At 73.8% G+C, this 22,647-nt stretch carries 17 protein-coding genes and 1 pseudogene; 7 read left to right on the forward strand and 11 right to left on the reverse strand.

All coding sequences use genetic code 11. The annotated features are described in order from the left end of the window. The first annotated feature begins 139 nt into the window (after positions 1-139). Both AC3ET4_RS12600 and ptsP read left to right on the forward strand, forming a co-directional pair. Positions 140-589 carry a PTS sugar transporter subunit IIA gene (locus AC3ET4_RS12600; protein ID WP_431948805.1) on the forward strand — a complete coding sequence of 150 codons (450 nt, stop codon included), beginning with the start codon at positions 140-142 and terminating at the stop codon, positions 587-589. Positions 590-670: 81 nt separating this feature from the next. Beyond that, entirely contained in the window at positions 671-2,341 is a 1,671-nt protein-coding gene (gene ptsP, locus AC3ET4_RS12605) for a phosphoenolpyruvate--protein phosphotransferase (RefSeq protein WP_431948806.1), read from the forward strand. Positions 2,342-2,746: 405 nt separating this feature from the next. On the opposite strand, the gene AC3ET4_RS12610 is transcribed toward ptsP, so the two are convergent. Together AC3ET4_RS12610 and AC3ET4_RS12615 are read right to left on the reverse strand one after the other, a co-directional pair. Beyond that, complete coding sequence (locus AC3ET4_RS12610) at positions 2,747-3,409, reverse strand: MBL fold metallo-hydrolase (protein WP_431948807.1); 663 nt, start codon at positions 3,407-3,409, stop codon at positions 2,747-2,749. Between the two features lie 52 nt (positions 3,410-3,461). Next, a complete protein-coding gene (locus AC3ET4_RS12615) occupies positions 3,462-4,361 on the reverse strand; it encodes an alpha/beta hydrolase (RefSeq protein ID WP_431948864.1) in 900 nt (299 codons plus the stop codon). Positions 4,362-4,579: 218 nt separating this feature from the next. On the opposite strand from AC3ET4_RS12615, the gene AC3ET4_RS12620 reads away from it, so the two are divergent. After that, complete coding sequence (locus tag AC3ET4_RS12620) at positions 4,580-5,446, forward strand: helix-turn-helix domain-containing protein (RefSeq protein ID WP_431948808.1); 867 nt, start codon at positions 4,580-4,582, stop codon at positions 5,444-5,446. A gap of 454 nt (positions 5,447-5,900) precedes the next feature. Here AC3ET4_RS12620 and AC3ET4_RS12625 read toward each other — a convergent pair whose 3' ends face one another. Both AC3ET4_RS12625 and AC3ET4_RS12630 read right to left on the reverse strand, forming a co-directional pair. Next, positions 5,901-6,842 (reverse strand): hypothetical protein, encoded by a 942-nt coding sequence (locus tag AC3ET4_RS12625; RefSeq protein ID WP_431948809.1) that lies wholly within the window; start codon positions 6,840-6,842, stop codon positions 5,901-5,903. Positions 6,843-6,873: 31 nt separating this feature from the next. Beyond that, positions 6,874-8,217: an MFS transporter gene (locus AC3ET4_RS12630; protein WP_431948810.1), complete on the reverse strand. Its 1,344-nt coding sequence runs from the start codon at positions 8,215-8,217 to the stop codon at positions 6,874-6,876. A gap of 47 nt (positions 8,218-8,264) precedes the next feature. Here AC3ET4_RS12630 and AC3ET4_RS12635 point away from each other — a divergent pair, with 47 nt between their 5' ends. Beyond that, positions 8,265-9,584 carry an aminotransferase class I/II-fold pyridoxal phosphate-dependent enzyme gene (locus AC3ET4_RS12635; protein ID WP_431948811.1) on the forward strand — a complete coding sequence of 440 codons (1,320 nt, stop codon included), beginning with the start codon at positions 8,265-8,267 and terminating at the stop codon, positions 9,582-9,584. 74 nt (positions 9,585-9,658) lie between these two features. Here AC3ET4_RS12635 and AC3ET4_RS12640 read toward each other — a convergent pair whose 3' ends face one another. Beyond that, complete coding sequence (locus AC3ET4_RS12640) at positions 9,659-11,674, reverse strand: acetoacetate--CoA ligase (protein WP_431948812.1); 2,016 nt, start codon at positions 11,672-11,674, stop codon at positions 9,659-9,661. 219 nt (positions 11,675-11,893) lie between these two features. On the opposite strand from AC3ET4_RS12640, the gene AC3ET4_RS12645 reads away from it, so the two are divergent. Further along, positions 11,894-14,248, forward strand: a complete 2,355-nt coding sequence (locus AC3ET4_RS12645; protein WP_431948813.1) for a glycoside hydrolase family 31 protein — start codon at positions 11,894-11,896, stop codon at positions 14,246-14,248. Between the two features lie 18 nt (positions 14,249-14,266). Here the strand turns inward: AC3ET4_RS12645 and AC3ET4_RS12650 are convergent, their stop codons facing one another. Continuing rightward, positions 14,267-14,776, reverse strand: coding sequence for an NUDIX domain-containing protein (locus tag AC3ET4_RS12650; RefSeq protein WP_431948814.1), 510 nt, complete (start codon positions 14,774-14,776; stop codon positions 14,267-14,269). A 115-nt stretch (positions 14,777-14,891) separates the two neighbouring features. Here AC3ET4_RS12650 and AC3ET4_RS12655 point away from each other — a divergent pair. Then, positions 14,892-15,341 (forward strand): annotated as a pseudogene (locus AC3ET4_RS12655) (VWA domain-containing protein); the annotation flags it as partial. Here the strand turns inward: AC3ET4_RS12655 and AC3ET4_RS12660 are convergent. The 4 genes from AC3ET4_RS12660 to AC3ET4_RS12675 are packed head-to-tail and all read right to left on the reverse strand — an operon-like array spanning position 15,281 to position 19,522. Next, positions 15,281-16,564 carry an adenylosuccinate synthetase gene (locus AC3ET4_RS12660; protein WP_431948815.1) on the reverse strand — a complete coding sequence of 428 codons (1,284 nt, stop codon included), beginning with the start codon at positions 16,562-16,564 and terminating at the stop codon, positions 15,281-15,283. The pseudogene AC3ET4_RS12655 and the gene AC3ET4_RS12660 overlap by 61 nt on opposite strands. Before the next feature lie 17 nt (positions 16,565-16,581). After that, positions 16,582-17,577, reverse strand: coding sequence for a hypothetical protein (locus AC3ET4_RS12665; protein WP_431948816.1), 996 nt, complete (start codon positions 17,575-17,577; stop codon positions 16,582-16,584). Between the two features lie 44 nt (positions 17,578-17,621). Further along, positions 17,622-18,638: a molecular chaperone DnaJ gene (locus AC3ET4_RS12670; RefSeq protein ID WP_431948817.1), complete on the reverse strand. Its 1,017-nt coding sequence runs from the start codon at positions 18,636-18,638 to the stop codon at positions 17,622-17,624. Further along, positions 18,635-19,522: an NUDIX hydrolase gene (locus AC3ET4_RS12675; RefSeq protein WP_431948818.1), complete on the reverse strand. Its 888-nt coding sequence runs from the start codon at positions 19,520-19,522 to the stop codon at positions 18,635-18,637. Before AC3ET4_RS12675 ends, AC3ET4_RS12670 begins: the two co-directional genes overlap by 4 nt. A gap of 724 nt (positions 19,523-20,246) precedes the next feature. On the opposite strand from AC3ET4_RS12675, the gene glpK reads away from it, so the two are divergent. Then, positions 20,247-21,800: a glycerol kinase GlpK gene (glpK, locus tag AC3ET4_RS12680; protein WP_431948819.1), complete on the forward strand. Its 1,554-nt coding sequence runs from the start codon at positions 20,247-20,249 to the stop codon at positions 21,798-21,800. A gap of 46 nt (positions 21,801-21,846) precedes the next feature. Here glpK and AC3ET4_RS12685 read toward each other — a convergent pair whose 3' ends face one another. Next, entirely contained in the window at positions 21,847-22,452 is a 606-nt protein-coding gene (locus tag AC3ET4_RS12685; RefSeq protein WP_431948820.1) for a GTP-binding protein, read from the reverse strand. Between the last annotated feature and the right edge of the window lie 195 nt (positions 22,453-22,647).

The raw sequence follows: 22,647 nt of genomic DNA on the forward strand, positions 1-22,647 counted from the left end.
TTCGTCGCGGGGGGTGACCCAAGGTACTGGAGGACCCCGGCGGGAGCAAATCGAGGGCGGCCATGCGGCGCCGCGGTGCGCCGCGACCGGCAGAAGTGGCAGACTGAGTGGTCTGGACCACTTGCTTGGAGGCTTCACCATGACCACTGTCTCGTCGCCCCTGGCCGGGCGCGTCATCGGTCTGGCCGCGGTGCCGGACCCCGTGTTCTCAGGCGCCATGGTGGGACCCGGCACGGCGATCGACCCCCTGCGCGAGCCGTCGGTGGCGGTGTCGCCGGTGGACGGTGTGGTCGTGTCCCTGCACGCGCACGCGTTCGTCGTGGTGGACGCGGACGGGCGCGGCGTGCTGACCCATCTCGGCATCGACACCGTGCAGCTCAACGGCGAGGGCTTCGAGGTTCTCGTCAACAAGGGCGACACGGTGGCCCGTGGTCAGGAGATGGTGCGCTGGAACCCTGCGGCCGTCGAGGCGGCCGGCAAGTCCGCGGTCTGCCCGGTGGTGGCTCTGGAGGCGACGGCCGAGGCGCTGACGGGCCTGGTCGAGGACGGTGAGGTGACCATCGGAGCCCCGCTCTTCTCCTGGACGTAGCCTTTTCGGCAAGGCCACTCCTGACGCATACACACAGGCACACGCGGTCGTGAGCGTCCGCGGCAACCGGAGACGGGTGAGATGGAGACAACGCTGCGAGGCGTCGGTGTCAGCCACGGCGTGGCGATCGGCGAGGTACGGCACATGGGAACCGCGGTCCTCGAGCCCCCGGCCAAGCAGATTCCGGCCGACGAGGCCCCGCGGGAGCAGGCCAGGGCCCGCCAGGCGGTCGACGCGGTGGCCAACGACCTCATCGCGCGCGGCAACCTGGCCGGTGGCGAGGCGCAGGCCGTGCTGGAGGCCCAGGCGCTGATGGCGCAGGACCCCGAGCTGATGGCGGACGTGGAGCGCCGTGTCGCGGTGGGCAGCTCCGCGGAGCGCGCGGTGTACGACGCTTTCGCCTCCTACCGGGCGCTGCTCGCCAACGCGGGCGAGTATCTGGCGGGCCGGGTCGCGGACCTGGACGACGTCCGCAACCGCATCGTGGCGCGCCTGCTCGGGGTGCCGATGCCGGGCGTCCCGGACAGTGACGAGCCGTACGTGCTGATCGCCCGGGACCTGGCGCCGGCGGACACGGCTCTGCTGGACCCGTCGCTGGTGCTCGGGTTCGTGACCGAGGAGGGTGGGCCGACCAGCCACAGCGCGATCCTGGCGCGTGCGCTGGGGGTGCCCGCGGTGGTGGCGCTGCCCGGGGCCACCGAGCTGGCGGAGGGCACCGTCGTCGCCGTGGACGGCAGCACCGGTGACGTCCACGTCAACCCGGACAAGGAGCGGCGGGCCGAGCTGGCGAGGGCCGCCGAGGAGCGGAGGGCGGCGCTCACCGCGTCCTCCGGCCCCGGCGCCACCTCGGACGGGCACAAAGTGCCGCTGCTGGCGAACATCGGAGGACCCGGGGACGTCGAGGCCGCGGTGAAGACGGGTGCGGAGGGCGTGGGCCTGTTCCGCACCGAGTTCCTGTTCCTGGACGACTCGAAGAAGGCGCCGTCGGAGGAAAGGCAGGTCGAGGCGTACCGGCAGGTGCTGGAGGCCTTCCCCGAGGGCCGGGTCGTGGTCCGCGTGCTGGACGCGGGGGCCGACAAGCCGCTGGAGTTCCTGACGCCGGCCGACGAGCCGAACCCCGCGCTCGGCGTACGTGGTCTGCGGACGCTGCTCGCCCACCCCGATGTACTGCGCACACAGTTGCGGGCGCTGGCCAGGGCGGCCGAGGACCTGCCGGTGTACCTCGAGGTCATGGCGCCCATGGTGGCGGACCGCATCGACGCCAAGGCGTTCGCGGACGCGTGCCGGGAGGCCGGGCTGCACGCGAAGTTCGGCGCGATGGTGGAGATCCCGTCCGCGGCGCTGCGGGCGCGTTCGATCCTCCAGGAGGTCGAGTTCCTCTCGCTGGGGACGAACGACCTGGCGCAGTACACCTTCGCGGCGGACCGCCAGATCGGCTCGGTCTCGCGGCTGCAGGACCCCTGGCAGCCGGCGCTGCTGGACCTGGTGGCCGCGGCGGCCGAGGCCGCGCGGGCCGAGGGCAAGAGCTGCGGGGTGTGCGGTGAGGCGGCCTCCGATCCGCTGCTGGCGTGTGTGCTGACAGGTCTGGGAGTGACCAGCCTGTCGATGGGGGCGGCGTCGATTCCCTATGTGCGGGCGACGCTGGCGAAGTACACCCTCGCGCAGTGCGAGCGCGCGGCCGCGGCGGCGCGGGCGACCGACACGGCCGACGAGGCGAGGCGTGCGGCGCAGGCGGTGCTGTCCGGGGAGTGAGCACCTCGCCCGCGGAACCGCAGGGGAATTCGGGCCCGGGCGACGGGGACGTCCGGTCACCGCGCGGAACTGGCCTGTCATGCGGCGACCTGCTTCTCGGCCGCCCCGTGCCTCCGGGCGACTTCCTCGCGGCCGATGCCGCCGGTGAGCAGCACCGCCACGATCCGCGCCTCGTCCTTCGTCGCCGTCGTCGACGGCGCCCCCTACGGCTTCCCGGCAGCAGGCCGTCGAGTGCCGGGCGCGGGGGCCGGTCGCGGTCCATGATCGTCCGATGCCTTCGGCGGTGACCGTGCGAGGGGCGTCTGCACCGTGGAGAAGCATGTCGCCGCCGTCCTCACCTGGCCGGTGACGACGTCGACGGCCGCTTCCAAGATCGCGCCCCCGTTGTGCCGGACCGCGGTGGGCTCAGAGCGACAACGCACACTCCAGCGCGGTCCGGTCGGCCGGTGCGCCGTGCGCGGGGAGCACCGTCTCGACCGGGAGGGCGAGCAAGGGCCGCAGCAGTTCGGCTATCTGCTCGCGCGTGACGCCGCCCCGCAGTCGGTCGTTGATCCGCAGGCCGTGGCCGAAGTCGACCAGGGTGTCGCCCGGGATCACGGTCCGCACCCGGGCGTCCCAGAGCACCAGGTCGTTGTGCTCCCTCCCGGGGAACGCCTCGATCCCCGCCGGGAGCCGGTCGCCCGCCGCGTACGTACGGCCTTCGCCGACGTCGCCGGTGCGCAGCCAGGCGACGTCGGGGCTGCCGTCACCGGCCTGGTCACGGGTGACGCCGAACTTCCGCACGAGGTCGTCGGCGGTGTCGGGTGGCGGTGTGAACACCGAAGCGCCGAGGCGCTCGACCAGACTCCGCGTGTCGCGCTCGTGCCACGGCGCCGTGAGCACCACGACCGGCTGCCGGTCGGCCGCGAGCGTGAGCAGTGCGGGCGGCACGGACAGGGGGTCGAAGAGCAGCAGCCGAGTGCCGTCGTCGATCGCCGACGACGACACCTCACGCGGCCATCGCTCGCCGGGCGTCCAGTCCGGGTGCGGCGCCTGCCAGTGCCAGACGCCGGTGGCGAGTTCGCGCATGCCGCGGACCTTACCGGCGTACGCCCCGGGCTGTCCGGTCCAGGGCCCCGGTTCAGAGATCCGCGACCGAGCCCAGGTTCACGGTGAAGAAGCCGGCGAGCCTGTCGACGGCGGGGTCGACATACTGCTCCCGGTCGTAGAGGTCGACGTGACCGGCGCCCTCGATCCAGTGCAACTCCTTGGGTCCGGTGGCGCGCTGGAAGGCATCGACGCTCATCCAGGCGGTGACCGCGCGGGATCCGACGACCATCAGCAGCGGACGCGGGCCGATCAGCGGGACGGCGGCCAAGGCGTCGAAGCCCGCCATCCTGTCGACGCTGGACCAGGTGAAGAAGTCGGCCGCCCGGGGGTGGCGGGCACGCGGGGTGCGGTAGTAGTCGAAGCCGTCGACGCCGTGCTCGCCGCCCAGCGCGCGGGCCTGGTCGGCGGTGTCGGGGAACAGGGTCAGGACGGGCGGCTCCTCGCCGCGGGCCTCCGCGGTGCGGGCGGCGGCAGCGGCCTCCAGCATGCCCCGGAAGACGGACGCGTCCTGGGTCCCGTCGGCCCCAAGGCGGAACTGGCGGGAGACGTCGACCGCGCTGACGGTGGCGACCGCCTTGATCCGCCGGTCGCCGGCCGCGGCGGGAAGGACGTAGCCGCCGGAGGCGCAGATGCCGAGGGCGCCGATGCTCCCTGCGTCGACGTCCCCGCGGGTGGTGAGGTAGGAGACGGCCGCCTTGAGGTCCTCGACGCGCTGCGCGGGGTCCTCCAGACCGCGCGGCTCTCCGCCGCTGTCGCCCTGGTGAGTCGCGTCGAAGGCGAGTGTGACGAAGCCCTTCTCGGCCAGGCGCCGCGCGTAGACGCCCGCGGCCTGCTCCTTCACGCCGGTGCCGGGGTGGCCGACGACGATCGCGGGCCGCGGGCCCGGTGCGGCGGGGGTGTCGGGGATGTAGAGGTGTCCGGCGAGGGGGATGCCGGCGCTGTCGAACGTAACGGTGGCCTTGGCACAGGATGCTCCGTGTTCGTTGTTCGGCGGGGCCGCGCCCCGTCGGCGGGCCCGTTGGCGCCCGGATCCGTACCGGGCACTTCTCGACCGTCCGCCCCGGCCGGAGCGGGCGGAAGAGGCGAGTTCCTGCCCTGGAAGAAACCTGCCCCCTCACAACCGGGGACCCCCGCGGGAGAATGAGGCATATGACTGCGGCACCTGGTCCTCGCGAACTCGGAGCCTTCCTGAAGGCCCGCCGGGCACAGCTCGCACCGCGCGAATGCGGTCTGCCGCCGGCGGACTCCACGCGCAGGGTCGCGGGTCTGCGCCGCGAGGAGGTCGCGCAACTCGCCGCGATCAGCGTCGACTACTACACGCGGCTGGAGCAGGGCCGCGTCCGGGCGTCGGCGTCCGTCCTCGCCCCGCTGGTCCGCGCGCTGCGCCTCGACGACGACCAGCAGCGGTACCTGTACGAGCTGGCCGGCAAGGCCGACGCCCAACCGCGGCGCCGCCGTCCGCCGCAGCGCGTACGGCCCGCGCTGCGGCGCCTGCTGGACCAGCTTGCGGCGACGCCGGCCGTCGTCCTCGGCACGCGGATGGACGTCCTGGCCTGGAACGACGCCGCCGCGGCCCTCTACACCGACTTCTCCGCGATTCCGCCGGGCCGCCGGAACTACGTGCGCATGCTGTTCATGGACCCGGTCGTGCGCGGCATGCACCGGCAGTGGGAGCACGACGCCCGCGACGCCGTAGCCGCGTTGCGCATGCAGGCCGCCGCGGAGTCCGGTGACCCCGAACTCGCCCGTTTCGTCGGGGAGTTGTCGGTCCAGGACGCCGACTTCCGGACCTGGTGGGCGGAGCACAGGGTCATCACCACCGCATACGGCACCAAGCACTACCGGCACCGCGTGGTCGGCGACCTCACGCTCGACTGCGACACGTGGAGCAGCCCCGACGGCTCGGGGCAGCGCCTCATGGTGCTGACCGCCGAACCCGGCAGCCCGTCGTACGACGCCCTGCGCATCCTGTCCTCGTGGACGGTGGAGCGGCCGGGCCCGGGCGACCGCCTCTGACCTGCGTCAGCCCTGACGGCCGATGCGCCGGAAGCACAGGCGACGGCCGCCTGGACCTGCCGGGCGAAGCCCACGGCGGCGCAGTTCACGGGAGCCCGCCGATCAGCACGAGATCGGCCCGGCGCCCTCCACCGCGTTCGGCTCACCGTGCGGAGGCCGCACGGGCGCTGGGCCACCTCCTGCCGGGTGAGGTGCCTGGTCCCCGTACCCCCAGGATCAGCGGGGTACTGCCACCCGCGCCCGAGGCCGCGCACGTGGGGATCCGCGGCCTTCCGGGCAGCGGGCGAGGCGGCTCTCCAATGCCGCTCGGCGCCGGTTCGTGCACCCCGCTGAGGGCGCGGCCGGACGGCGAGCCGGGTGGGCCGCATCCCCCGCACCGCTGCCTCGTCCCACCCGTGGCGGGGCGCCCCGCGGCGTTCGTGGCCTGGCGCGCGCGACCAGCGCCCCGCGGGGCTCAGCCGTCCTCGGGCGGTGGGAGGGCGAATCCGGGGCGGTGGACGACGCCCGGTTCCGGCGGTACGGGATCTCCGGACTCGGCGTCGGTGCAGTAGGCGTTGAAGACCTCTGCCTCGGTGAGGGGGTGCAGCCAGCCGTCGCTCAGGGTCCAGCCGCGTACTTCGTCCGGGCGGTCCTTCGGGGGCTGTCCCGCGCCCGTGCCGCTGCGCATGACGACGCCCCCGCCGCTGTCCTCGGCGATCCCGGCGGCGAGGACGGTGCAGCAGACCAGGGCCTCGGCCTCGACGAGGTGGACCATGCCCTGCTCGTCGCAGCGGGCGTGCATGGCGGCGAGGAGCGTGGTGCCGTCGGCGGGCACGCTGCACACGAGGTGGTGGTGGCCCGGTCCCGCCGCCTCGAACAGGCGCATCAGGGCCTGGGAGGCGCGGTCGAAGGACGTGCGGGCGAGGTCGTCGCCGCAGCCGGCGCACTCCCCGGCGCCGGCCAGGATGCCGGAGGCCCGTTCCCAGGTGGCCTGGCGTCCCGCCTCGTACTCGATCTCGGTGATGAGGAGTTCCAGGGGCTGCCCGGTATAGGGAACGGTGGGCCCGGTGGTGGTGATGTCGGCGGCGTACCGCGTGCGCGAGCCCGAACTGTCGGGTTCGTGGCCGGTGTCGGCGCAGTACTCGGCGTACTCGGCCGGGTCGAAGGGGCCGACGCGCACGTGGATGCCGCGTGAGGTGAGCGAGCGCAGCAGGCTCTCGATCTGCCGCAGGTAGGTCGGGTAGTCGTCGAAGGTGAAGCTTCGGTAGCCGCGCATCGCTGCGAAGTCCGCGAGGTCGGTGAGGACGGCGACGACGGTCGGCGACTCGCGGCGCAGGATGCGGCGGCCGTCCTTCGCGGCCCGGCGGGCGGGGCGGTCGCTCTGCTTGCGGTGCCTGGTCCTGGTGGTGTGTGCCATGACGGTTCCCCCTCGGTACGGCGGTCAACTGTCACTTACCGTAATCGCCACCACTGACAGTGACCGTCACGCTGGGGGTGCCGGGCGCCTTCGGGGTCCCGGGCCCGTCCATGCGGTCCATGCGGTCCATGCGGCGGCGTACGAGGGTGCGCTGGCCGACGGATACGGCGGCGAGTCCAGCGCCGAGGCCCAGCCAGCCGAGCGGACCCGCGGCCATGACGGCGGAGGTCATCAGCACCGGTCCCGCGGAGCGCTGGGCCGACTGCGCGAGCCCGTGGACGCCGAGGTAGGCGCCCTGCGACCGCCCGGGGGCGAGGGCGATGGACAACTCCCAGGAGATCGCCGCGTGCACGATCTCCGCGGCGGTGAAGGCCGTGGTGGCGACGACGAGGGCGACGGCGGCGGTCCCCGGCGAGTCCGCGGTCGAGACGGCCATGGCACCGCCCGCGACGAGGAAGGCGACGCCGAGCAGCGGCAGGGAGGCGGCGGCCCTGCGCACGTCGTCGGCGAGGCGGCTGAGGCGGACCTGGAAGAGCACGACGAGGACGTTGTTGAGGACGAGGAGGAGCGCGACGAGGCTGTGCGGCGCGACGGTCGCGGTGGCGATCCACAGGGGCAGGCCGATGTTGAGCGCCGTGTCGTCGAGGAACAGCAGGGACTCGGTGGCGGTGAAGGCGAGGTAGCCGCGGTCGCGCCAGGGGCTGACGGCCGGGGTCGTGGGCCGGGGCGGTTGCCCCGCGGTGGCGGCGGGCGCACCGGCCACCACGCGTGCGAGCGACGGCGGTTCCGCGCAGCGCAGCACGAGCAGGGCGGCGCCCGCGAAGGAGAGGGCGTCCCCGACCAGCATGGCGCGGTAGGCGGTGGGGGTGCCGATGGCGAGGGCCACGGCGGCGGCGAGGCCGCCGATGCCGAAGCCGATGTTGACCACGGTGCGCTGGAGCGCCTGGTAGCGGACCCGGTCCGGGCCGGCGACGCGCGCGGCGTACAGCTTGGTGAGGACGGAGGCGGAGCGGTCGCCGAGGCTGCCGAGCGCGGCGACGGGCAGCAGCAGCCAGAAGGCGCCGGTGAGCAGGATGCCGACGGCGGCCGCGGCGCGCAGGGCGTGGACGGCGGGGAGCAGCCGGGTGAGCGGGACGCGGTCGGCGATGCGGCCCGCGACGGGGGTGCCCGCGACGCCGACAGCTCCGGCGACGCCGAGCAGGAGGCCGATCTCGTGCGGGGCGAGTCCGGCGACATACGTGTAGTAGAGCGCCGCGGTGCCGTACCAGAGGCCGGATCCGGCCTTGTCGGTGAGGCTCACCAAGAGCATGCGGCGGCCGTCGCGGCCGCCGGGTACGAGGTCCTCCATGTCGCTGCGGCTGCGCGGGATTCGCATGCACCGCCCCCTTGCCTCGACGTATGTATTGATACATACTTGTGAATGTGGCAGCACAATATGCGATCAGCGGCTCGAGCACCAAGGCGATTGCGGCATCCATCGAACGAGGCGTGGCCGACGGGGGGTTGCCTCCCGGGGCGGCGCTCCCTCCGGTACGGACGCTGGCGGACCGCCTGGGCGTCAGTCCCGGCACGGTGGCGACCGCCTACAAGGAGCTGCGGCAGCGCGGCATCGTCGTCACGCGCGGGCGTGGCGGCACCGTCGTCGCGCAGGCGCCGGCGGTGGCGTCCAGGCGGCCGCCGAAGGTGCCCGCCGGGTTGCGGGACCTGGCGGGCGGTCACCCGGACCCGGCGTTCCTGCCGGAGCTACCGCCGTCGGTGCAGCTCACGCCCGGGGTGCGCTCCCATCGGTCGGCGCCGCGCCTTCCCGAACTGGAGGAGCTGGCCCGCGCGGCGTTCGACCGCGACGGGGTGCCGGCCGACGAGGTGACCTTCGCTCACGGCGCCCTCGACTGCGTGGCGCGGCTGCTCTCCGTCGAACTGCGGCCGGGTGACGCGGTGGCGATGGAGGACCCGGGCTATCACCACCTGCTCGATCTGGTGCCCGCGCTGGGACTGCGCATGGTGCCCGTCGCGGTGGACGACGAGGGCATGCGGCCCGACGCGCTGCGCGACGCCCTGCGGGCCGGGGCCCGCGCGGTGGTGTGCAGCCCGCGCTCCCAGAACCCTTATGGCGGTTGCTTCTCGGCGGAACGGAGGGATGCGCTGCTGGGCGTGCTGCGGGAGGGGCCCGACGTGCTCGTGGTCGAGAACGACCACGCCGCGGAGATCGCCGGCGTGCCGCTGCACAGCCTGACGTCAGGCGGGCTGCCGCGCTGGGCCCAGGTGCGCACCGTCAGCAAGTACCTGGGCACCGACCTGCGGTGGGCGGCCCTCGCCTGCGACCCGACGACGCTGGCGCGGCACGACGGACGGCTGCTGCTCACCTCGGGCTGGATCAGTCATGTGCTGCAGGGGATGGCCGCGCGGCTGATGACCGACGCCGGGGCCCGGCTGCTGGTGGAGGCCGCGCGGGAGGCGTACGCGGAGCGGCGGGAAGCGCTGGTCGCGGAGCTGGGCGGGCGCGGGATCGCGGCACACGGGGCGAGCGGGCTCAACGTGTGGGTGCCGGTGCGGGACGAGGCGGCGGTGGTGAACGGCCTGCGCTCACGCGGGTGGTGGGTGGCCGCGGGGGCGCGGTTCCGGCTCGCGGCGGGGCCGGGGGTGCGGATCACGACGATGGGGTTGCGGCCGTCCGAGGCGAACGCCCTGGCCGCCGACTTCTCGGACGTCCTCGGTGAGTTCGGGGCGACGTACGGGGGGTGAGGCGGGAATGAGGCGGGAACGGGCCGATCCCGCCTCTCCCCCGGGCGCTCGGCGGCGCGCGGACGCCGGGGCGCTCAGCCGCGTGTGCGGGCCAGCTCCTCGTAGAAGCGAAGCAGCGCCACGTCGTCCACGGAGCCGGGATTGACGGCCTTCTCGATCGGCGTACCCTGCAGCAGCTTCTTCACCGGGACCTCGATGCGCTTGCCGGTGAGGGTGTGCGGGATGCCGGGGACCTCGACGATCTCGTCGGGGACGTGGCGGGGTGACAGCTGCTCGCGGATGGTGCGCCTGACCTTGTCGCGGAGCGCGTCGTCGAGGACCGCGCCCTCGGCGAGCTGCACGAACAGGGGCATCCAGTAGCCGCCGTCCGCCTGCTCGACGCCGATGACGAGCGACTCGCGGATCTCCGGGAGCCGCTCGACGGCCTCGTAGATGTCCGCGGAACCCATGCGCACGCCCTGGCGGTTGAGGGTGGAGTCGGAACGTCCGTGGATGATCACCGTGCCGCGCGAGGTCAGGGTGATCCAGTCCCCGTGCCGCCACACGCCGGGGAACATCTCGAAGTAGCTCTCCCGGTACCGGCTGCCGTCGGGGTCGTTCCAGAAGCCGACCGGCATCGACGGCATGGGGTTGGTGACGACCAGTTCGCCGACCTCGTCGGTGACGGGCTTGCCGTACGGGTCCCAGGCCTGCAGGTCGGTGCCGAGGCAGGGCGCCTGGAGCTCGCCGATGTACACCGGCAGGGTGGGGACGCCGCCCGCGAAGCAACTGCACACGTCGGTGCCGCCGCTGACGGAGGCGATCCAGACGTCCTCCTTGACCTCGTCGTGGATCCAGCGGAAGCCGTCCGGCGGGAGCGGGGACCCGGTGGTGGCGACGCAGGTGACGGCCGACAGGTCGTGGTCGCGGCCGGGGTGCGCACCGGCCTTGCGGCAGGCGATGACGTACGCGGCGGAGGTGCCGAAGACGGTGGTGCCGGTGCGCTCGGCCACGCCCCACTGGGCGCCGGTGTCGGGGAAGCCGGGGCTGCCGTCGTACAGGACGATCGTGGCGCCCGCGAGCAGGCCCCCGACGAGGAAGTTCCACATCATCCAGCCGGTGGACGTGTACCAGAAGAACCGGTCCCGCGGCCCGAGGTCGAGGTGGAGGCCGGTCTGCTTCAGGTGCTCCAGCAGGATGCCGCCCTGGGACTGCACGATGGCCTTGGGCAGACCGGTGGTGCCCGAGGAGTACAGCACCCACAGCGGGTGGTCGAAGGGGACCTGCTCGTACACCGGCTCGGGGTCGCCGCAGACCAGGGACTCCCACTCCAGCACCCCCTCGGGGGCCGGCGTGCCCAGCAGCGGGATGTGCACGACGGCGCGCAGCGAGGGCAGTTCGGCGCGCAGCTCGGCGACGACGTCCGTGCGGTCGTGCTGCTTGCCGCCGTAGCGGTAGCCGTCGACGGTGAACAGGACGACGGGCTCGACCTGCTGGAAGCGGTCCAGCACACTGCGGGCGCCGAAGTCCGGGGCGCAGGAGGTCCACACGCCGCCGACGGCGGCGGTGGCCAGCAGGGCGACGACGGCCTGGGGGACATTGGGCAGGTAGCCGCTGACCCGGTCGCCGGGACGGACGCCGAGGGCCCGCAACTCGTGGGCGAGGGAGGCGACCTGGCGGCGCAGGTCGGCCCAGCTCACGGTGCCGGTCTCATGTCGCTCGTCGAGGTGCAGCAGGGCGGGCCCACCGGCCCGGGTCGCGTCGTCGGCCGGACGCAGGGCGTGCTCGGCGTAGTTGAGCGCGGCGCCGGGGAACCACGTCGCCCCGGGCATGGAGGCGTCCGCGAGGACGGTCTCGTAGGGCGCGGAGAAGCGTACGTCGAACCACTCGGCGACGGACCGCCAGAAGGCACCGGGTTCACGCACCGACCAGGCGTGCAGCGCCCGGTAGCCGGCGACGGGATCGGCGGTGTCGGGGGCGGGCGCGCCGTGGTGCGCGGCGGCCCAGTCCTGGAAGCGCGTCACCTGGGCGCCGGAGACCCTGTCCGGGCCGGGCTGCCAGAGGGGCTGCTCGGTCGCCGGGTCGGCGGTGGGCTCGGGTGTGGTGCTCATGGGGCGGCTCCCGGACGGTACGCGACGCTGCGTGGTGTGCGGCTGGACCCGGCCGGGCGGAATGTCCCCGGTCGCGGATGGGCAGGACGATGCCACGTGATCGTCTTCGGCGCCAGGGCACACCTCACACATTCGGGGGTGCGAGCATGTGCCCGACCGCCAGGTACAGGGCGGCCGGTCGGCGGCGGGACGGCCGGGAACGGTGAGAGGGTGGGGCTCATGGATGCTCGGGACCTGGCGCGGCAGGTACGGCAGGTCGGATCGGCGAACGGGCTGAGGGCGGTGCGCGCGGCATGGCGCCGGCAGCGCGCGGACGCCCGGGCCATCCCGCGCCGGGGACCGGAGCGGGCGCGCGTGCCGGGAGCCGCCGAGGGCGCCGACCCGCTGCCCGGCGGCGGGCTGGTGCGTTTCGCCCGCTCGACCCTGCGGGTGCGGGTGGCGGTGGGCGGCGCGGTGTTCTGCGGCTGGGACGGCGCCGAGCCGGAGCCGTCGTACGCGCTGGACGGCACCTGCCCCGACGCCGACACCCGGGCGGTCGTCGAGCCCGACAAGGACGGCTGGCGGGTGGTGTCCGAGCGGATCACGGTGCTGGTCTCCCGGCACGGGGCGGTGGAGTTCCGCACCCCCGGGGGCCTGCTGCTGCGGCGCGACCTGCCCCCGCGCTGGTGGGACCCGGTGGACCCGGCGGGGGGCGCGCAGCCGCGCTGGGTGCAGCGCTCGGAGACCGCGGCGGACGCGGCGGTGTTCGGGCTCGGCGGGCGGGCCTCGGGACCGCGGCTCGGCGAGGGCACGTACCGGCTGTGGAACACCGACCCCGGTGGGGCCTTCGGACCGGAGACCGACCCGCTGTACATCACCATGCCGCTGCAGTTGGTCGTCGCCGACGCCGGCAGCCACCTCGTCTTCCACGACAACACCTGGGACGGCCGGGTGACCCTGCGCGACGGCCAGGAGGGCGCCGGGTCCGGCCACGACCGCCCCGGCGGCTGCGAGACGCGGATGGACGGCGGCCCGCTGCGCTACTGGGTGATCCCCGGCACACCCGCTCGGATCCTGGCCGCCTGGACGGCGTTGACCGGCCGCCCGGCGCTGCCGCCGCGCTGGGCGCTGGGACACCACCACTCGCGCTGGGGCTTCGGCACGGCGGCCGAGGTCCGCCGGGTCGCGGCGGGCTACCGTGAGCGGGGACTGCCGCTGTCCGCGCTGCACCTGGACATCGACCACTACGACGGCCACCGCGTCTTCACCGTCGACCGCGAGCGCTTCCCCGATCTGCCCGGGCTCGCCGAGGAATTGCGGGGACAGGGCGTGCGCCTGGTGTCGATCGTCGACCCGGCGGTCAAGCTGGAGCCGGGCAGTCCGCTCCATGACAGCGGAGCCGCCGCCGACGCCTTCGTGCGGGACGCGCGGGGACGCGACGTGCGCGGCGTGGTGTGGCCGGGCGACGCGGTGTTCCCCGACTTCACCGACCCCCGGGTGCGCGAGTGGTGGGGCGGCCTGTACGCGGAGCGGCTCGCGCAGGGCTTCGCCGGGGTGTGGCACGACATGAACGAGCCGGTGTCCTTCGCCGCCTTCGGCGACACCACCCTGCCCCGTTCCGCCCGCCACGCCCTGGAGGGCCGCGGCGGCGACCACCGGGAGGCGCACAACGTGTACGGGCTGACCATGGCCCGGGCCGGACACGAGGGGCTGCGCGAACTGCGCCCCGACGTCCGGCCGTTCCTGTTCTCCCGCTCCGGGTGGGCGGGCATGCAGCGGTACGGCGGGACCTGGTCGGGCGACGTCACGACGGGCTGGCCCGGGCTGCGCGCCTCACTGTCCCTGGTGCTGGGGCTGGGGTTGTGCGGGGTGCCGTACTCGGGGCCCGACATCGGCGGGTTCACCGGAAGCCCGTCGCCGGAGCTCTATCTGCGCTGGTTCCAGATGGCCGCGTACTTCCCCTTCTTCCGTACGCACTCGGCGATCGGCGCCGGGCGCCGCGAGCCGTGGGAGTTCGGACCCCGGGTGCTGGCGGCGGCCGGGGCGGCGATGCGCGAACGGGAACGGCTGATGCCGTACCTGTACACGCTGGCGCACATCGCGCGGCGTTCGGGCGCGCCCTATGTGCGGCCGGTCTGGTGGGGCGAACCGGAGGACCGCAAACTGCGCGCCTGCGGGGACGCCTTCCTGCTGGGGGACGCGCTGCTGGTGGCGCCGGTTCTGGAGCAGGGGGCGACGGAACGCGCCGTGCGGCTGCCGCGGGGCCGGTGGTACGACACCGCGACCAGGGAGGCGTACCAAGGCCCCGGGCAGGTGCTGCTGCCCGCGCCCGAGGACCGCGTCCCGGTGCTGGCCAGGGCCGGCGCCGTGGTGCCGGTGGCCGAGGAGGACGGCACGGTGGCCCTGGAGGTGTGGGCGCCGGAGCCCGGACGCGGCGGAGGCGGCACCCTGGTGACGGACGCCGGGGACGGCTGGGCGGGGCCGCGGGTGGAGCGCTTCACCTCGCGGGTGGTGGACGGCGAGGTCGTCGTCATGCGTGAGGAACGCGACGAGGTGGGGTACCGGGTGAAGGTTCTCGGCACCGCCGCGCGGTAGCCGCCGCTCGGTGCCGCCTCAGTAGCGGCCGCCGAACCAGTTGCGCACCGCCTCGGTGTGCAGCGGGAAGGCCAGTTCCGCGGGGGCGAGGAGGATCTCCCGGCCGTCCGTCTCGTCAGTGGCGCCGGCGGGTGGGAGGTCCTCGGCGTCGCGCTCCGGCAGGAGGCCGAAGACCAGCAGGTGACCGGTGTCGCCGCTGAGGGTGTCCGCCAGCCGGACATCACCGGCGGCCGCCTTGACGCCGCTCTCCTCGTCGAGTTCGCGGACCACGGCCTGCTGCCATGTCTCGCCGAGGTCCACGAAGCCGCCAGGGAGGGCGAGCAGTCCGCGCTGCGGCTCGATGGCCCGGCGGACCAGAAGCAGACCCGTGCCCTCCGGGGTGCGCACGGGCAGCAGGGCGACGGCGACGGGAAGCGGGTTGCGGTAGGCGGTGCCACCGCAGGCGGCGCAGACGCGCGGCCATCCCGCGTCCCGGGCGAACCGCGTGCCGCAGTACGAGCAGTGGCTGTCCTTCTGTCGAGTGCTCACGCGCGGACTGTAGCGGAGGACCGGCCGGGCACGGGTGTCGTGCGGAGCCCTGTCCGTCGCGGCGGGTGAGAGGGCACACTGGCGCCGTGACACCCGAATCCCTCGGATACAGCACCTGCGGCTGCACGTCCGGGTGCGCGAGCTGAGCTTGTTCGGCCGTCCCGGAAAGCCCCGGCACGGGCCCGGACCAGGCCGACATGCGCTTCGTCGGCATCCGGAACGAGGAGCGGGAGGTCATCGCCGAGGACCGGGCCTACGTGCGGGCGCACCCACGGCGGCACCAACGCTGATGCTGTTCTTCTCCGACGGCGGCGTCCACCGCGGCGCCCAGATCGAGCAGCAGCTGCGGGAGGCGGTGGAGGAGCCGATGTTCTGGCAGTTCGTCGGTGCGGGCCGGGCCGACTACGGAGTGCTGGAGCGTTTCGACACCCTGGCGGGCCGGCGCGTGGACAACGTCGGCATCTTCGCCGTGGACGACATCGCCACAGTGCCGGACGCGGAGCTCTACGACCGGATCCTCTCCGAGTTCCCGTCCTGGTTGACGGCCGCACGGCAGGCCGGGATGTCGCGCTTCGGGCCGTGCGACTCCAATACGACCGGCGCGCCAAGAGCCTCGCCGACCGCCTCCGACCAGGCGGCCGGATCCGAGCCGGGCACGTCCCAGCGGGCCGGGCGGGCGGTCAGCAGGCGTTGGGTGAGGGCGGCCTGCCGCTCGAGATCACCGGGCGGGGCGACGGGCAGCCGCGTCCCACCGGTGTCGTACGCCTGGACCAGCCGCAGCCGCGGGCAGCGGCGGGGCGCGTCGAGGTGCGTCAGGGCCAGGGCGTCGACGCCGCCGCAGACCTCGACGGCGTAGCGGTGGGCGACGGCGTCGAAATGGCCGACGCGGAAGGCGCCCTGCCACGTGCCGTGGCCGTTGTGCGGTTCGGACAGCAGCGGGGCGAGTTCCGGGTCCTCGGTGACGTGCGGTCCGGGGCCGTGCCGGGTGGTGTACGTCCGTACGACGCCGAGCCTGCGGCCCTCCTGGCCGGCTTCCGCCAGCAGCGCCTCGGCGCCCGCGAACGTGGTTGTGGACCAGGTGGTGTATGGATGGAACCCGTGCCACTCGTCGAGGAGCACGCCCTGGGCGCCCTCGAGGACGACCGCGCCCTCGCGCAGGACGCGGGCGAGGTGGCCGTCGTCGGTGAGGGTGACGGCGCCGGCGAAGGCGGTGAAGGCGTCAACGCAGTCCTCGGGCGGCGGTGCGGGCAGGCGCCGCCCGAACTCGTCGGCCAGGCGGTCGCGCAGCAGACGCAGCTTGCGCAGCAGCCGCGGGCGTGAGGCGCAGTCCCCCGCTGTGGGGGCGTCCTGCGGGTGGGCGAGGGCGTAGGCGGCGGTCTCGCCGATGCCCATGCCGCACGAGCCGTGGCGGGCCGTGCCCCGCTCCTGCTCGCGCAGCCGGTTGGCGGCGGCGTGGTACGGGGTGGTGAGGCGCGCCGCGCGGTCGACGCTGAGCAGGGCGTACAGCGCGGGAACCCCGAGGGCGGTCAGGTGGTCGGCCTCGGCGGCCAGCGCGAGGGGGTCCACCAGCATGAAGCGGGACAGATGGGTGGGGACGCCCCTGAGGGTGCCGGAGCCGAACTGGGCGAAGGTGTGGTGGCGTCCGTCGGTGGTGACGACGTTGTGCGCCGCTTGGGCTCCGCCGTTGAAGCGGACCACCGCGCGGATCGGCCCGCGGGCGCAGAGCCGGTCCACGACGGTGCCCTTGCCGGCGTCGCCGTAGCCGAGGTCGACGACGATGGTGTGCACGGGGTCCTCCGGAGGGCCTACAGGCGGGTGGTGCCGCCGGCGCCGGTGCCGTCGATCAGTGGCGTGTCCGTCACGGCCGCGGCCGCTCGGTCGCGGTCGAGGGCGGCGAGGGCCTTGCCGACGGCGCTGGTGGCGGTGGCTGTGGTGCCGAGATCGGCGAGGTCGGCGAGACCCTCGGCGAGGTCGATGGCCTCCTCGCCGAGCCCTATGGTCAGGGCGATGGTCTCGCAGACGGCGTCGAGGTCGTCGAGCTCGATGACGTTCTGGCCGAGCAGCCGCCGCCAGGTGGCGAGGATCGCGGTGTTGCCGACGTAGGAGGAGCCCGCCGGCAGGATGAAGTAGACGTCGAACTTCCGCCGCAGTTCCGCGACGATGCGTGTGACGGGGATGTCCTCGGCGAGGTCGTCCCCGAGGACGGCGCGCACCTCGCGGGCCTTGACCTTGCCGTAGGGCAGTTCGTCGCCGATCAGGAAGAGGTAGCCGCGGCGGCCGCGCTTGCCGTGGCAGTCGATCGAGGTGTGCCGGGCCATCGCGTACATGGCGAGCTCGTACGACTCGGTCATCTGCCCGCCGCCCCCGCCCTCGAGCAGGATGTTGCCAAGGTCGTCGTCCATGCGGTTGTCGGACTCGAACTGCCCGAGCTGCAGCGGGACCCGGTCGCAGGTGGCGTCGCCGACCGCGCCGAAGAGGATCTGCGGGTGCTCGGTGTAGCCCTTGCGCAGCAGCAGGCCGAAGAGCTCGGGGAGCTTGGTCTGCAGGACCCGCGGGACGGTGCGCATGGAGCCGGTCACGTCGAACAGGACGGCGATGGCGAGCGAGGTGGGGTGCTCGTCGGAGTCGCGGCTCTCGCGGACGCCGATGCCCTTGGGGTCGAGCGAGGGGTGCGCCGCCCAGGAGGCGCGCGGCGCGGACGAGGTGACGCGGTCGCTGTAGGCGAAAGCGCCGGTGCCGCCGGCGGCGCGGTAGCGCGCGGCGGCGTCGTAGACGTCGGTGGACCAGCTTCCGCTGCCCATGGTGTTCCCCCTTGGTGTCGGATGACCGGTGTCCGGTGTGGGTGTCAGGTGTCGGTGCCCGGCATGCTGAACGGGCGGAACGTGCGCGGGCCGTAGAGGCGTTCCAGGACCTCGTCGAGCTCCGCGAGCAGCCGCCACGCGTCGTGCGGGCGGCGGGCCTGCGCCGGGAGGGTGCAGCCGCGGAGGAAAGCGCGCAGCGGACGCGGGGCGCGGTCGCCCATCATCTGCTCGAGGCAGCGCGAGGCGAGGTGGATGTCGGTGGCCTCGGTAGCGGGACGCCGACCGGTGACCTCGGGCGGGTAGAGGGCGCGGTGCCGCTCCACGAGGGCGGGGACGGTCGTGCCGGGTGCGGTGGCGTGGCACCAGCCGACCAGCACGAGACCGTGGTGTGCGGGGTGGATGAGGACGTGCTCAGGCAGCACGGCGCCATGGACGACACCGGCCCGATGCGCCCAGCCGAGGGCGACCAGCAGGCGGCGCCACATCCATGCGGCGTCTCGCGGGTCGAGGCCGCCTGGATGGCGCGCCCGGACCCTGGCCAGGGTGTGGCAGCCGTGGAGCCGCTGGAGCGCGTTGACACGGCGTTCGGCGCCGTCGGGGCCGCGGTGCCTGAAGGACTCGGCCAGACGCGGCGCGTAGGCGCGGTGCCGGGGCTCCGCGACGGTGTGCAACCGGGTGAGCGCGTTCGCCTCACGCTGCATCAGGTCGTTGTCGGCGGGGCTTCGTGGGATTTTCAGCAGGGTGCCGGGGCCGGCTGCGCGCAGCACCGCGAGATCGCCCTCGGCGATGACGGGGCCCGGCCGGTACACACCGCGGGCGGTGGTGAGGGCCGGGCCGTCTCCCCTATGCCGCCGCCACAGGGCCGTGAGCCGGACGAAGGCGTCGGCGGCCTCGTCCACGCGGCCGGGCGGCGCGGTGTCGGGGTGGAGGAGTCGGGCCAGCCGGCGGTAGTGGCGCGCCGCCTCGCCGTCGTCGGCAGGAAAGGGCAGGGCCAGGGCGCCCAGGGCCTCGTCGAAGGTGCGGACGCGGTGTGCGGGTGAGGAGCGTCTCGTGGCGGTCACCGGACGCTGTCCTCGCGGTCGGGGCGGAGCAGTGCGGGGTGCAGGAGCCGGGCGTCACCCGCGCGGTAGAGGCGGGCCCGGGGACCGCCACGGGAGCCGCCGCGGCCCGCCGTGGCGCCGGTGGACTCGACGAAGCCCGGCACCGAGAGGACCTTGCGGTGGAAGTTCCCGGCGTGCAGGGCGCGACCCCAGACCGCCTCGTAGACCGAGCGGAGCTCGGTGATGGTGAACTCCTCCTCGAGGAAGGCGGTGGCCAGCGGGGTGTACTCGATCTTGGCGCGGGCCCGGTCGAGGCCTTCGGCGAGGATCGTGCCGTGGTCGAAGGCGAGGCCGGTGCAGGGGTGGTCGGCGCCTGGGTCCGCATCTTCGGACCGCCGGCCGGAACCACCCCCGTGGATCCCGGCCGGCCGGCCCTGCTCCATAGGACGCCCGGTGGCGGTTTCCGGGTTCCCCCGCGGCGCGAGCACGTCGACGGGCACCCACGCGGCCGCGGCGGCGTCGCTGCCGGCCATCGCCTCGGGGAGGTCCGGGGCGAAGGCGAGGTAGGCGACGGACACGACGTGCATGCGCGGGTCGCGGTCGGGGCGGCCGTAGGAGCCGAGTTGCTCGAGGTGGACACGGCCCATGCCGCCCGCGTCGAGCCCGGTCTCCTCGGCCAGTTCGCGGGCCGCCGCCTCGTCCAAGGACTCGCGACCGGCCTGGACGAAACCGCCCGGCAGCGCCCAGGCATTCTCGTACGGCGCAGCGCCCCGGCGCACCAGCAGCACATGCAGCGCCCCCTGACGCAAGGTCAGGGCGACGACGTCGACGGTCACGGCGATCGGCGCGAAGGCGCGCGGATCATATGCGGCGAGGAACGCGTCCTCACCCCGCCTGTCGGCCATCGCGCACCACCCTCCGGCTAGTTCTTCTCAGTTCGAGTATTTCTCGAACTGAGAAGAACTTACACCCGGAGTCGGCAACCGTCCAGAGCGTTCACCACGCCCACGGACGGTCACCCGGGCTCGCGCCGCGCTAACGGCGCTACCGGAGAGCCGGTGCGGTCCGGGCGCAGGGGAGGCGGACGCCGTGGCGGCCGAGCCCGGCGGATAGGGCGAGCCCGCCTCGCCGCGCCACAGGCGCCAGGGGCTGCCTGAGGGTGACGGCGGGCCAGGGACGTCCGGGCACGCCTCGTCGGTGGTCGTAATCGGGTGATTCGTCCGATACCTTGACGCTCCATCACCCCGGGACACCCCTCCGGGTGGCGAGGAGGCCGGACGAGAGGCGGGTGACCCCGTACCACGTCTCCATGCGCCGTTCAACGGCGGCGTATGCCGGACACGTGCGCCCGCACAAAGGAGCCGTCATGCATGCCACCGAAGTCCTGGCGCTCCTGGAGCACGCCATCGGCACGGGCCTCGGCGAGACCGGCACCGGCACCGGCACCGGTACCCCGATCGTGACACCTCTCATGTCGGGCCTGGCGCCGCGCATCGGCCGCTCCGTCCCGGCGGTGCCCCTCGGGGACGCCCCCGGCCGGGCGTACGCCTGGATCCCGGCGGCGGGTCCACGGGGCGAGCGGCGCCCCCTCCGGTCTCCTCTTCGACGTCGCGTTCAAGTGAGGCGGTCATGACTCAAACGTCCGGCACGGCGACCCGATACGTGGCCGCCATCGACCAGGGAACGACCTCCAGCCGTTGCATCATCTTCGACTCAGACGGGTCGATCGTGGCGCTCGACCAGCGCGAGCACCGCCAGATCTTCCCCAGGCCCGGCTGGGTGGAGCATGACGCCACCGAGATCTGGTCCAAGGTGCAGGCTGTGGTGGCGGGCGCACTCGCCAAGGCGGGGCTGCGCGCGGACCAGCTCAGCGCGCTCGGCATCACCAACCAGCGCGAGACCACCGTCCTGTGGGACCGCACCACCGGCCGCCCGGTGCACAACGCGATCGTGTGGCAGGACACCCGTACCGCCGCGCTGTGCGTCCAGCTCGGCGGCCAGGACGGCCAGGACCGCTTCCGCCGCTCCACGGGGCTGCCGCTGGCGAGCTACTTCGCCGGCCCCAAGGCGGCCTGGCTCCTGGACAACGTGCCGGGACTGCGCAGGCGCGCGGAGAACGGCGAGATCGCCTTCGGCACCATCGACTCCTGGCTGATCTGGAACCTGACGGGCGGCACGGAGGGCGGCAGCCACGTCACGGACGTCACCAACGCGAGCCGCACGATGCTCATGAACCTGGAGTCCCTGGAGTGGGACCCGGCGATCCTCTCCGCCATGGACGTCCCGGCGGCGGTCCTCCCGGAGATCCGCTCCTCCTCCGAGGTGTACGGCACCGCGGTGGGCCAGCTGGGCGGGGTGCCCGTGGCCTCCGCTCTCGGCGACCAGCAGGCCGCGGTCTTCGGGCAGGCCTGCTATGCGACGGGCGACGCCAAGAACACCTACGGAACCGGCAGCTTCCTGCTGCTCAACACCGGGCACCGGCCTGTGCAGTCGAAGAACGGGCTGATCACCACCATGGGCTACCGGCTCGGCGGGGAGGCGCCGGTCTACTGCCTGGAGGGGTCGATCGCCATCACCGGCGCCCTGGTGCAGTGGTTCCGCGACAGCCTCGGCATCATCTCGACCGCGGACGAGATCGAGCCGCTCGCGGCGAGCGTCCCGGACAACGGGGGCGCCTACATCGTCCCGGCCTTCTCCGGGCTCTTCGCCCCGTACTGGCGCTCCGACGCACGTGGCGTGATCACGGGTCTGACCCGGTACGTCACCAAGGCGCACCTGGCGCGGGCGGTGCTGGAGGCGACCAGCTGGCAGACCCGCGAGGTCGTCGACGCGATGTACCAGGACTCCGGTGTGCACATCACCGCACTCAAGGTCGACGGTGGCATGACGGCGAACAACCTGCTGATGCAGCACCAGGCGGACGTCCTGGACGTCCCGGTGATCCGGCCGCGGATCTCGGAGACCACGGCGCTGGGCGCGGCCTATGCCGCGGGGCTCGCCACCGGTGTGTGGGACGGACTGGACACCCTCAAGGCGCACTGGCAGAAGGACGCCGAGTGGCAGCCCCGGATGGACGCGACGACCCGAGAGAGGGAGTACCGCCGCTGGAAGAAGGCCGTCGAGCGCAGCTTCGGCTGGCAGGACGACGAGGACGAGGGCCCCGCGCCGGCCGCCGAGGGCTGAGTGGGCCGCACGCCCCCGACCCGCCGCCGGCGGCGGCGGAGCACGCTCAGTTGGCGGCGGCCGCCCGGCGGCCGCCGGCCACCTGCGCCGCGTGCTCGACCACCGTGACCAGTACCTTCTTCACGGAGGCTCGGTCGCGCGCGTCACACATCACCAGCGGCACCTCGGGGTCGAGGTCGAGAGCATCGCGCACCGCCTCGGCGGAGTGCCGCTCGGCGTCCTCGAAGACGTTGACGCCCACCGCGAAGGGGATGCCGCGGCGCTCGAAGTAGTCGATCGCGGAGAAGCAGTCCTCCAGACGCCGGGTGTCGGCGAGGACGACCGCGCCGAGGGCACCCTGCGCCAGCTCGTCCCACAGGAACCAGAAGCGGTCCTGGCCGGGCGTGCCGAACAGGTAGAGCACCAGGTCGTCGCGAAGGGTGATCCGGCCGAAGTCCATGGCCACGGTGGTGGTGCGCTTCCCCTCGACGCCGGCGATGTCGTCGAAGGGGCGCCCGGCCTCGGTCAGGGTCTCCTCGGTGCGCAGCGGGCGGATCTCGCTGACCGCGCCGACGAGCGTGGTCTTGCCGACGCCGAAGCCCCCCGCGACCAGGAGCTTGAGCGTGACGGGCTCGACGGGGGAAGGGCGGCTCTCAGCGCGCCGGAAGGCCATGGCTCACTCCTCCGGTCGTGCTGTTTACGCAGGTCAGAGGCATCCTGGGTCCTAGGGACTGTGTTGGGTGATCATCTGTGGCAGCTGAACACTACTACGGCCCTTCTGGCCAACTTCCTTTGGTACCGGGGCTGTTGGTCCACCACCGCACCGACTGGCGAGGGCCTGGTGGACGCCCCGGGCCCTGTGGGCGCG

The organism is Actinacidiphila sp. bgisy167 (assembly GCF_057707665.1).

Coding starts and splice junctions, on each gene's coding strand:
- AC3ET4_RS12625 (WP_431948809.1), bottom strand. CDS start 6,842: ATGGCACACACCACCAGGACCAGGCACCGCAAGCAGAGCGACCGCCCC.
- AC3ET4_RS12620 (WP_431948808.1), top strand. CDS start 4,580: ATGACTGCGGCACCTGGTCCTCGCGAACTCGGAGCCTTCCTGAAGGCC.
- AC3ET4_RS12630 (WP_431948810.1), bottom strand. CDS start 8,217: ATGCGAATCCCGCGCAGCCGCAGCGACATGGAGGACCTCGTACCCGGC.
- AC3ET4_RS12640 (WP_431948812.1), bottom strand. CDS start 11,674: ATGAGCACCACACCCGAGCCCACCGCCGACCCGGCGACCGAGCAGCCC.
- ptsP (WP_431948806.1), top strand. CDS start 671: ATGGAGACAACGCTGCGAGGCGTCGGTGTCAGCCACGGCGTGGCGATC.
- AC3ET4_RS12610 (WP_431948807.1), bottom strand. CDS start 3,409: ATGCGCGAACTCGCCACCGGCGTCTGGCACTGGCAGGCGCCGCACCCG.
- AC3ET4_RS12675 (WP_431948818.1), bottom strand. CDS start 19,522: ATGGCCGACAGGCGGGGTGAGGACGCGTTCCTCGCCGCATATGATCCG.
- AC3ET4_RS12600 (WP_431948805.1), top strand. CDS start 140: ATGACCACTGTCTCGTCGCCCCTGGCCGGGCGCGTCATCGGTCTGGCC.
- AC3ET4_RS12685 (WP_431948820.1), bottom strand. CDS start 22,452: ATGGCCTTCCGGCGCGCTGAGAGCCGCCCTTCCCCCGTCGAGCCCGTC.
- AC3ET4_RS12665 (WP_431948816.1), bottom strand. CDS start 17,577: ATGGGCAGCGGAAGCTGGTCCACCGACGTCTACGACGCCGCCGCGCGC.
- glpK (WP_431948819.1), top strand. CDS start 20,247: ATGACTCAAACGTCCGGCACGGCGACCCGATACGTGGCCGCCATCGAC.
- AC3ET4_RS12645 (WP_431948813.1), top strand. CDS start 11,894: ATGGATGCTCGGGACCTGGCGCGGCAGGTACGGCAGGTCGGATCGGCG.